Annotated in this window: 5 protein-coding genes and 3 pseudogenes (1 of these 8 only partly in view); 5 read left to right on the forward strand and 3 right to left on the reverse strand. The window is 73.6% G+C overall.

All coding sequences use genetic code 11. The features are described 5' to 3' along the window. On the forward strand, positions 1-142 hold the final stretch of the coding sequence (locus FrCorBMG51_RS07840; protein WP_476742129.1) for an MraY family glycosyltransferase. 764 nt of this gene lie to the left of the window's left edge; the window shows 142 of its 906 coding nt (coding positions 765-906); its start codon lies off the left edge, out of view; the stop codon is at positions 140-142. 40 nt (positions 143-182) lie between these two features. Then, positions 183-974 (forward strand): arsenate reductase/protein-tyrosine-phosphatase family protein, encoded by a 792-nt coding sequence (locus tag FrCorBMG51_RS07845; protein WP_083730874.1) that lies wholly within the window; start codon positions 183-185, stop codon positions 972-974. Between the two features lie 208 nt (positions 975-1,182). Here FrCorBMG51_RS07845 and FrCorBMG51_RS30820 read toward each other — a convergent pair whose 3' ends face one another. The 3 genes and pseudogenes from FrCorBMG51_RS30820 to wecB form a co-directional block, all read right to left on the reverse strand. After that, entirely contained in the window at positions 1,183-2,265 is a 1,083-nt protein-coding gene (locus tag FrCorBMG51_RS30820) for a putative bifunctional diguanylate cyclase/phosphodiesterase (RefSeq protein WP_052914459.1), read from the reverse strand. A 122-nt stretch (positions 2,266-2,387) separates the two neighbouring features. Then, positions 2,388-3,335, reverse strand: a pseudogene (locus FrCorBMG51_RS33045) (GGDEF domain-containing protein); the annotation flags it as partial. Between the two features lie 109 nt (positions 3,336-3,444). Beyond that, positions 3,445-4,614, reverse strand: a complete 1,170-nt coding sequence (gene wecB / locus FrCorBMG51_RS07855; protein ID WP_047222424.1) for a non-hydrolyzing UDP-N-acetylglucosamine 2-epimerase — start codon at positions 4,612-4,614, stop codon at positions 3,445-3,447. Positions 4,615-5,111: 497 nt separating this feature from the next. Between wecB and FrCorBMG51_RS30830 the strand changes: the two are divergent. The 3 genes and pseudogenes from FrCorBMG51_RS30830 to FrCorBMG51_RS30835 form a co-directional block, all read left to right on the forward strand. Continuing rightward, positions 5,112-6,347, forward strand: a pseudogene (locus FrCorBMG51_RS30830) (glycosyltransferase family 4 protein); the annotation flags it as partial. A 499-nt stretch (positions 6,348-6,846) separates the two neighbouring features. Continuing rightward, positions 6,847-7,452: pseudogene (locus FrCorBMG51_RS26470) on the forward strand (SDR family oxidoreductase); the annotation flags it as partial. A 1,363-nt stretch (positions 7,453-8,815) separates the two neighbouring features. Continuing rightward, the gene (locus FrCorBMG51_RS30835) at positions 8,816-10,186 is read left to right on the forward strand and encodes a heparinase II/III family protein (RefSeq protein ID WP_235433427.1); all 1,371 of its coding nucleotides are present in this window, start codon (positions 8,816-8,818) and stop codon (positions 10,184-10,186) included. Positions 10,187-10,450: the final 264 nt, after the last annotated feature.

The following is a 10,450-nucleotide window of genomic DNA, read 5'->3' on the forward strand; positions in this document are numbered from 1 at the left end:
GCGCGGGTGGCCGCCGGCATCGCCGCCGTCCTGCTCGTCCGGATGTATCTGCTGCTCCCCCGCTACCTCGACGGCAGGCGGCGACAGCCCCGGGCCGGCGCCGCCGCGCCCGGCCGGCACCGGGCCACGAACCCGAAGATGAGTGGACACGGCGAAGCCCTGCACAACACCACCCCCGCGGTGTGACAGCCCCGAACGGCAACAACCACAATGATCACGAGAATCTCCGCGCCGCGATGACAGCCGCCCGCACGCCCGGCACGGGTGGGCCCGCCGGCCCCGCGGCACCGTGGCACATCCTGATCGTGTGCACGGGGAACCTGTGTCGATCGCCGATGGCCCAGTACCTCGCCACCGCGCTGTTACAGGAGGCGCTGGGTACCGCCGCCGCACCCGGGGTGACCGTCACCAGCGCCGGTACCAGCGCACATGACGGCACGCCCATCCACCCGCACGCCGCGTCCGTCCTGGCCGGCCGTGGTCTCGATCCGCGTGCTTTCACCACCCGCCGCCTGCACGTCGGGCTGCTCGACAGCGCCGATCTGGTGCTGTGCGCGGAGCGCGGGCACCGCGCGGCCGTCGTGACGACCGCGCCGAAGACCGTCAGCCGTACCTTCACCCTGCGGGAGTTCGCCCGGGTGACCGCCGGGCTCACACCCGCCGACATCAGCCCGGGCACCGCCTACCCGGGCGGGGCCCGCAACCTGGGCGGAGCCCGGCCGGCCACCGACCCCCTCCGCCGGGAGCCGCTGCCCCCGACCCCGGAGACGATCCGGATGTGTGGCCAGGCCCTTGTCTCCCGCGCGTTGGCCCGCCGCGGCCTCCGCCGTCCCGCGACTCCCGCTGACGACGACATCCCCGACCCGATCGGATCGACGGTCGAGACGTTCCGGATGTGCGCCGAACAGATCGGCGAGGCGTTGGCCCAGCCGCTGGAGCTGCTGGCCCGTGCCGCGAGCGGCATCGCCCGGTGATGCGGACAGCGCGGCAGACGGCGTCCGCAACCGTCCGCACCGAGCGTGGCCCGGATCAGGCCAGATCCGGATCTGGCCTGATCCGGGCCTGCTGGTCGTTGAGTACGCTTTTTCGGCCGTTAAGCGTACCCGACGACAAACAGACAGCGATCTTCCCCAGCGGCCGTCGCCCACCCACGGGTACCGTCGTCCGCATAGTTACTTGTGGTTACATAACTGGTGTTCTGGACGACGGCATCGGTAACGGTTGCGTCTGCGGCAACGACAGCGGTTGCGACGGCGGCAGCCCTCGCGACAGCGGCGGTTGTGACGGCACCGGCTCCACCGGCGACGATGGCACCAGCGGCACCGATGATGGCGGCGCGGACGGCGGTACCGGCGCCGGCCGGGACGGATGGACCTGCTGGGGTGGGCGGGCCTGCTGAGTCCACTGCCGCAGCCAGGGCAGAACCCGCTCACCGACCATGGGCGGCGAGATGAAGTAACCCTGCGCCTCGTCGCATCCCCAGGCCGCCAGCAGCGCCCATGACCCGGCCGTCTCGACGCCTTCGGCGACCATCCGCAGGCGCAGGGTGTGCGCCAGGGCGAGCGTCGATCGGACGATCTCCCCGGCCGCGGGGTTGCGCTCGACGTCCCGCAGGAAGGCACGGTCCAACTTGAGCTCGTCCGCGGGGAGATCCCGCAGGTAGGCCAGGGAGCAGTAGCCACTGCCATAGTCGTCGAGGCTGACCCGCACGCCGAGCGCGCGCAGCCGGGCGAGGGTGTGCTGCGCGCGCTCCCGCTGCATCATCAGGGAGTCCTCGGTGATCTCCACGCAGAGCGCGGACGGGCGGACACCCGCCTCGCTGAGGGCTTCGTGCACGCCGGGGACGAAACCGGGGTCGACGATCACGGGTGCGGGCACGTTCACCGACACCGACAGCCGAGCGCCGGCGGCGTGCCAGCGTGCGCAGTCCGCGAGCGCTCTGGTGAGGATCTGCCTGGTCATGACGGGCATCAGGCCGGCGGCCTGGATGTCGGGGAGGAAGGTGTCGGGCGTGCGAATCCCGTCGACGGGATGCCGCCAGCGCACCAGCGTCTCCATCCCGGTGACCCGGCCGGTGCGCAGGTCGGCCTTGGGCTGGTAGTACGGCTCGATCTCCCCGTTGCGCAGGGCGGTGCGCAGTTCGGCGCGCAGCCGCAGCCGGGCCGGGCCGGGCCGGGCACAGCTCGAGTCGTACACCCGGTGGCCCGTGGACGACTTCTTCGCCTCGCCCAGGGCGGAGGTGGCGTTGCGCAGGAGTTCGGGCACGTCCTGGCCGTGATCGGGAGCGATCGCGATGCCGATGCTCGCCTCGACCGGTACCGGCGTGCCGGCGAGCGTGCACGGCTCCCGGAGGACGTCGCGGACGCCGGCCGCCNGCGGACGCCGGCCGCCGCGGCCTGTGCCCGTTCGGCGCCCGTGTTGCGCAGCAGCAGCGCGAACTCGTCTCCGCCGATCCTTGCCGCCAGGTTGCCGGCGCGTCCCAGTTTGCGGACCCGCCGGCCCACCTCGATCAGCAGCCGGTCGCCCTGCTCGTGGCCGAGGCTGCTGTTGATCTCTCGGAAACGGTCGATATTGATCAGTAGTAACGCGCCGGAAGCGCGGCCAGGGCGTCCCGCGTCCTTCTGGTCCCGGTCCGGCTCCTGGTCCGAGCCCGGGTTCGGGTCCGGGTCCCGGCAGCGCGCCGGGCAGCCGTTGGAATGTTCCTCGAACAGACGCGCGGCCTGGCCGAGAAATCCGTGCCGATTGGCGAGGCCGGTCAGCTCGTCGGTACCCGCGAACTCGCCGACGCGATTTTCTCGCATACGGCACAGCGACAGCATGGTCGCCGTGATCACGACCAGAATCAGCGAACACGCCGAGAGGACCATCCACAGACCGGCCTCGGTATACAGGGCCGTCCAACACACCAGCGACGTCGAGGCCGCTGTCCAGCCGACCAGGGTGGCCACGACAGCCCGCGGCCGGAGCGGACATGACAGGACGGCGTGCGCGGACGGCCACTGCCGCCGCGCCGGATCGGTGACGCGGCCGACCATGCGGCCGATCGGATCCGCGACCGGGCGAACCGGTCGGCGGGACAGCCGGTCCCGCGTCGCGCGTCCGTCCGGGGCCCGGTGCCGGGTCCACCGCTCGGGCACGAACAACGTCACCATTGGACTGATGATCTGCTGGCGGGATCCCGGCCGGCGCGGCCGCTGATGTCTACAGGCATCGATTCCCCTGAAATCCGGACTTGGGTGCTCTTGGCAGGCGGTCCGAGAGTAACGCGTCGGACTCGCCCGGTATGGATGAACTTCAGCTTCCGGAACAGGGCTGTTCAGCCTGCTAGCAGGCATTTCACGGCTGTTTCGACGGCCGTCGGACACAGTCGGCCAGCAACACCCACGGCGTGGTCTGCTGGAGAGGTCACAGCGTGGTCTGCCCCGGGCGCGGCGCGCGGGGCGCTCACCTGCCCCGGGCTGCGACGCTTCGCGGGGGCACGCTCGCGGGAGCGGCGTTCGGCGGAGCGGTCCGAGCGGTGATGTCGGTCGGCCGGCGTCCGTGGCCGCCGTAGTCGCCCGCGAGCAGGATCTCGACGATCCGCTCACCGGCGCGTCCGTCCCACAGCGCGGGCCGCCGTGGCCGCGGGGGGCGGGCGAGCACCTCGGTCGCCACCGCCACAACCCGTTCGGGATCGGTACCGATGACCTGATTGGTACCTTCGGTGACAGTAATCGCGCGCTCTGTCGTGTCGCGCAGCGTCAGGCACGGGACGCCCAGGACGGTCGTCTCCTCCTGGACTCCGCCCGAGTCCGTCAGGACGACCCGGGCGCCGGCCTGCAGGGCGAGGAAGTCGAGATAACCGGCCGGCGGGAGCGTGGTCACCCCCGCCGGCAGCCGCCCCTCGACCCGAGCCCGGGTCCGGGGATGCAGGGGGAACACCAGGGGACACTGCTCGGCGACTTTCCCGAGCGCGCCGAGCAGCCCCGCCAGGACGTCCGGGTCGTCGACGTTGGCCGGGCGGTGCAGGGTCACCAGCCCGTATCCGCCGGTGTGCAGCCCGAGCCGGGGCAGGGTCGGCCGGGCCCGCGCGCGCTCGATGTTCGCCAACAGGGTGTCGACCATGACGTTGCCGACGAGGTGTGTCTGGTCGGGTCGGTAGCCCTCCCGGCGGAGGTTGCCGGCGGCGTCCGGCGAGGTGACGAACAGCAGGTCGGAGACCCGGTCGACCACCACCCGGTTGACCTCCTCGGGCATGGCCCAGTCCCGGCTGCGCAGCCCGGCCTCGACGTGCGCCAGCGGGATGCCGGACTTGGCCGTGACCAGCGCGCAGGCGAGCGTGGAGTTGACGTCGCCGACCACCACGACGACGTCCGGGCGGACGGCGGCCAGCAGCGGCTCGAAGGCCGTCATGACCCCGGCGGTCTGGCCGGCGTGGCTGCCCGAGCCGACGTCGAGGAAGTGGTCGGGGGCCCGCAGGCCGAGCTCGTCGAAGAACACCCCGCTCATCGCGGCGTCGTAGTGCTGACCGGTGTGCACGAGCGTGGTGGCGGCACCGCGCTCCACGGCCGCGGCCAGGACCGGCGCGACCTTCATGAAGTTGGGCCGGGCACCGGCAACGAAGAGGACATGCACGAGGGGACTCCCTGCTCGAGGCGTCGGGCCGGCCGCCGGACCGGTTGGCGGCCGGATCGGCTGGCGGCCGGGCTGGCGGCCACCGCATCCACCGCCGGCCGGCCCCGCTGTCCGCGGGGTTCCTTTACCCGCGGGAGCCACTGCCTACGGGATCCATGGGATCCAGCAGCCCACCAGATCTAATTACTCCAGGTGACCATATCGTCGCCACGCCGGACGTGTATACACGGATCGTATCTGTTCGATTACGATAAGCTCTGTCGCGCCGACTGCACGTTTTCCACGCCATCTCGTAGCCATCTCGTACTCACTCGCACCTGGGAGCCAACCGTGAACTTCGCCCGCATCGCGTGCGCAGCGCCGAGGTGGCTGCGGTGACCGGACCAGCAGGACCAACAAGGCCAACAGGAGCAGCGGTAGGACCGACAGCGGCGGCCGATACCGCGGGCCGTCGGCCGCTGCGCGTACTCCTGATCACCCACTACTTCCCGCCCGAGGTGGGCGCCCCACAGGCCCGCCTCGCCGAGACGGCCCGAGCCTGGGCGGCGGACGGCCTGGACGTCACGGTCCTGACCGGGATGCCCAACCACCCCACCGGCGTCGTGCCGCCGGAGTACCGCGGCGCGTGGCGGCGGATCGAGCGACGCGACGGCTACCGGGTGATACGGACCTGGCTGTACGCCACCCCGAACGAGGGAATCGCCCGCCGGACCCTGTCACACCTGTCGTTCACGGTGACCAGCGTGCTGCTGGGCGGGCGGGCGGCCGGGGCGGCCGACGTGGTGGTCGTCTCGTCCCCGACCTTCTTCCCGCTCGGCTCGGCGTGGCTGCTGGCCCGGCTGCGGCGCGCACGCCTGGTGGTCGAGGTCCGCGACCTGTGGCCGGCGATCTTCGTACAGCTCGGCGTGCTGCGCGACCGCCGGGTCATAGCCGCGCTCGAACGGCTGGAGATGGCCGCCTACCGGGCCGCCGACGCCGTCGTCACCGTGACCGACGGCTTCCGGGACGACATCGTCGGACGCGGCATTCCCGCCGGCAAGGTCCACACGATCCACAACGGAGCCGACCTGAGCCGGTTCAGCCCGGCCACACCGGCGGCTCTGCCGGCCCCGTCGGCCCCGCCAGCACCGCCAGCCCTCCCGGCCCCGCCGGCACCGCCGGTCGCGGCAAAGCCTGCGCCCCGAACGGAGCCGCTGGGCCCGCCGGCCGCGTCGCCCCCGGTCGGTTCCTCCTCGGCGGAGCAGGCGTCCCGGACGCTACGTGCCAGGCTCGGCGCGCGCCCCGGTGACACGCTCGTCCTCTACATCGGCGCCCACGGCATCTCCCAGGGGCTGGTCTCGGTGGTGGACGCCGCGGCCGAACTCGCCCGGGATCCGGTGCACGTCGCCCTCGTCGGCGAGGGGGCCGATCGCGGGCGGGTCGCCGACCGGGTCGCCGAGCTGGGGCTCACCAACGTCACCATGCTGCCCGCGGTCAACCGCGACGAGGTGCCGGCCATCGTCGCCGCGGCCGACATCTGCCTGGTCCCGCTGCGGGACGTGCCGCTGTTCGCCACCTTCATCCCGTCGAAGATGTTCGAGCTGCTCGCCGCCGGCCGGCCGGTCATCGGCGCGCTCGCCGGTGAGGCCGCCCGGATCCTCTCCGAGGCGGGCGGGGTCGTCGTCCCACCCGAAAACCCGTCGGCGCTGGCCCGGGCGGTCCGCGCCCTGGCCGCGGACCCGGCCCGGCGCGCCGCCATGGGCGCACAGGGCCGGGCCTGTGTGGTGGCGCGTTTCGACCGTCAGGCGCTCGCCCGCCGCTACCGTCACCTCCTCGAGGAGGTGACGGGCCGTACGGTCACCATTCCGCGACAACGTCCGCGCCCCGTGGACGACACCGCCGAGTTGTGCTGGCCACCGGTGCCACCACCCCGACTGGCAGCCGGACCGCCCGGACCGTCCCGACCGGCGACCGGACCGCCCAGACCGTCCCGGCCGGCTGGTGAGCCGCGCCGGCCAGCAGACGAACCATCCCAGCCTGTAACCGAACCGCTCCTGTCGATACCCCTGCCGCCTCTGCCGGCGGGCGGGNACCCGGCGTACCCGGCGGAACCGGTGGAACCGGCGGAACCGGTGGAACCGGCGGAACCGGTGGAACCGGCGGAACCGGCGGAACCGGCGCGTCCGGCACCTTCGGAACGACCGGCGTCACGCCTGACATCACGACCGCCATCCCCGGGCAGCGAGGACGCGCATGAGGCTGCTGGTGACCGGCGGAACCGGATTCCTCGGACGCCGGGTGGTCGCGGGCGCGGTCCGGGACGGGCATCACGTCGTCGGGCTCGCCCGCGGCGCGGCGGCCGCCCAGGCTCTGGAGCGCGCGGGCGCGCAGGTTGTCGCGGGCGATCTCGACGACCCCGCCTCGGTGGACGCCGCGTTCCAGGCCGCCAAGGGCGACGTCCTGGTCAACCTCGCCTCCCTCGGCTTCGGGCACGCGGACGTGATCGTGTCGGCGGCCGAGGCGGCCGGGCTACACCGGGCGATCTTCATCTCCACGACCGCGATCTTCACGACGCTCCCGGCCGCGACAAAGCGGATCCGGACGGACGCCGAAAAAATGATCACCAGCAGCGGTCTCGACTGGACGATCCTGCGCCCCACCATGATCTACGGAGGTCTGGACGACCGGAACATGGCTCGCCTGCTGGCCGTGCTGCGCCGCTCCCCCCTGCTGCCCCTGCCCGGTGGCGGCAGCCGCCTGCAACAGCCCGTCCACGTCGACGATCTCGCCGCCGCCGTGCTGGCCGCGGCCCGGCTGGAGGTGTGCGTCGGCCGCGCCTACAACCTCGCCGGGCCGGAGGCGCTGACCTTCCGGACGATCGTGGCGGAGGCCGCTGCCGCGGTCGGGCGCCGGATCGTCACCGTTCCGCTCCCGCTGCGCGCCACGCTCGCCGTGGCCCGCGGATACGAACGGCTGGCNCCCGCGGATACGAACGGCTGGCGGCCCGCCCACGGCTACGCGCCGAACAGATCGCCCGGCTCGCCGAGGACAAGGCGTTCCCGATCACCGACGCGGCCGCCGACCTCGGCTTCGCGCCACGACCGTTCGCGCGGGGCATCCAGGCCGAGGCGGCGCTGCTGGCCGAAGGGCGCCGCTGACGTGACAAGCCTGCGTGACGTCACCGACCCGCGCCCGCCGGCAGACCGTGGGGCCACGGCCGTGGCCAGCGCCGCCGGCCACCCGACGCCGAGCCTCAGCCCGGCCAGTGCCGCCCCCGGTTCCCGTGCCGGCAGCGGTACCGCAGGCAGCGCCGCCTCCGGCACCGGCACCGGCACCGGCACCGGAGATGGTTCGCTGGCCGCTGCCTCCCCCGTGGCGGCCACGGGTGTGCGGCCGGGCCGGTACCCGCGGGCCACCCGGTACGCGCGGACCGTCCGGCACCTGCGTCCACGGCAGATCACGGCCCGGGTGCGGCTTCGTGGCCAGCGGGCCTTCGCCCGGCGTTTCCCCTGGACGACCGATCGGCTGCTGCGGCTGGCCGCCCCGGAGATCGGCTGCTGGCCGCCCGCCTTCGTACCGTTCGACGGCCGCCTCGCCGCGCCCTGGCCGGACCCGGCCGAGCTGATCGACGGGACGCTGACCCTGCTCGGCCACACCCGCCGGCTGCGTGTGCCGGACGGTGACCCGGCCGAACTCGACTGGGCGCAGGACGGCGCGCCGCTGCTGTGGCGCTACCACCTGCACTACTGGGACTGGGCCTGGACGCTGACGGCGCACGGTGACCGCGACGAGGCCCGGGCCGTCTTCGCCCGGCTGTACACGTCATGGCGGGCCGCCACGCTGATCGACAGCAGCCGGGACGCCACGGCGACCCCCGGCGGACAATTCGTTACACGCCGTGGCCGCAGGCTTGTGCCGCCGGGCGCCGGCACCGCGTGGGCGCCCTATGTCGCCTCCCTGCGCGCGTGGACGCTGTGCGGGCTGTTCGAGCCGCTCGCGCGGGGCGGTGCGGCCGAGGCGGCCGTCCGCGCCGACCTCGGCCGGCACGCGGCCTTCCTGCGGGCGCACCTGGAGACCGACGTCGGTGGCAACCATCTGGTCAAGAACCTCAAGGCCCTGATCGGGCTGGCGGTGGCCGGCGGCGACGCCGCTGGCCGCCGGCGGTGNCGCCGCTGGCCGCCGGCGGTGGGTCGAGAGGCTGCGTCGCGAGGTCCGCCGGCAGGTGCTGGCCGACGGCGGTCACTACGAGCGGGCGCCCGCCTACCACTGCCAGGTGCTCGCCGACCTCGACGACGTGGTCCGCCTGCTCGCGGCGAGCGGCGCGGCAGTGCCGGACGATCTGCCGGCTGCGATCGCCCGGATGCGCGACTGGCTACGCACGGTACTCGGCCCGGACGGGGAGGTGCCGCTGCTGAACGACGGCTACCCCGTCCCCGCCGACGCGGTGGACCACCTGCTGCCCGGCGACCGCGAACCCGTCAGCGGCAGACTCGTCAGCACCGGAACCACCAGTGCCAGAACCACCAGTGCCGGAACCACCGGCGTCGGCACCGGGTCGCGGCTGCTCGCCGACAGCGGTCTCGCCGTGTTACGGGCGGGCGGCTTCCACCTCGTCGCCGATGTCGGGCCGGCCTGCCCGGACACGCTGCCCGCGCACGCCCACGCCGACACCCTCGCGTTCCTGCTCTGGTACGACGGTGTCCCCCTGATCGTCGACACCGCGACCTCGACCTACGATCCGGGGGCCGTCCGCGACCACGAACGCTCGAGCGCGGCGCACGCGAGCCTGGTCGTCGACGGCACCGACTCGACCGAGGTCTGGGGTGCCTTCCGCGCCGGCCGCCGCGCCCGCGCGGCGATCACCCGGATGGCGCTGGACGGCGACACAGCGGTCCTCACCGCGTCCCACGACGGCTACCGGCGCCTGCCCGGACGCCCGTCGCACGAACGCACCTTCACGGTCCGGCCGGAGCGGGTGACGCTCACCGACCGGGTGACGCGCACCGCCCCGGCGACCGAGCGGGAAGCCGGGCAGCGGGGCCATCGAGTCGAGATCCTCTTCCCGCTCACCCACACCGCGACCGCCACCGTGGACGGCCTCGACACGGTCCGGATCAGCGGCAGCGGCAGCGGCAGCGGGGAGATCGTCCTGCGTGTGCGGAACGACCCGGCCGCCGCCGTGACGGGCCGCTGGGAGCTGCGCCCGACGCACCGTGCGCTCGGCTGGCAGGACACCGTGCCGGCGCTCACCGCCGCCTACGTCGTCGATCACGAGCTGCCCGTCGAGATCCACACGGACATCGAGATCGGCCGGCCGGCCGACGCCCGGCCGCAACCACCAGCTCGGCCGACGGCAGCGGACCAACCGGATGCACCGAACCAACCAGGCATATCAGGCCAGCCAGACGTATCAGGCCGGTCGGGGGCACCAAACCGGTCAGAGGCACCAGGCCGACCGGAAGCAGCAGGCCGACCGGAAGCAGCAGGCCGACCGGAAGCAGCAGGCCGACCGGAAGCAGCAGGCCGACCGGAAGCAGCAGGCCGACCGGAAGCGCCGGGCCAGGCGGGAGCCAAGAGGGTGGAGCGGACGTGAAACAAGTGGTGCAGGCGGTCAGTGGGGGCGCGGTCGAGGTTCTCGACGTCCCCGCGCCGCGGATCGGCCCGACCGAGGTGCTGGTCCGGACCGCGGCGAGCATCGTCTCCCCCGGGACGGAGCGGGCGGTCACCGCGCTCGCCCGCTCGGGGCTGGTGGCCAAGGCCCGGGCCCGTCCCGACCTGGTCCGCCAGGTGGTCCAGCGGGCCCGGGCCGACGGGATCGGCCCGGCCGCCCGCGCGGTACGGGCCCGCCTCGGCGGGG

Source organism: Protofrankia coriariae, assembly GCF_001017755.1.
Classification (GTDB): Bacteria; Actinomycetota; Actinomycetes; order Frankiales; family Frankiaceae; genus Protofrankia; species Protofrankia coriariae.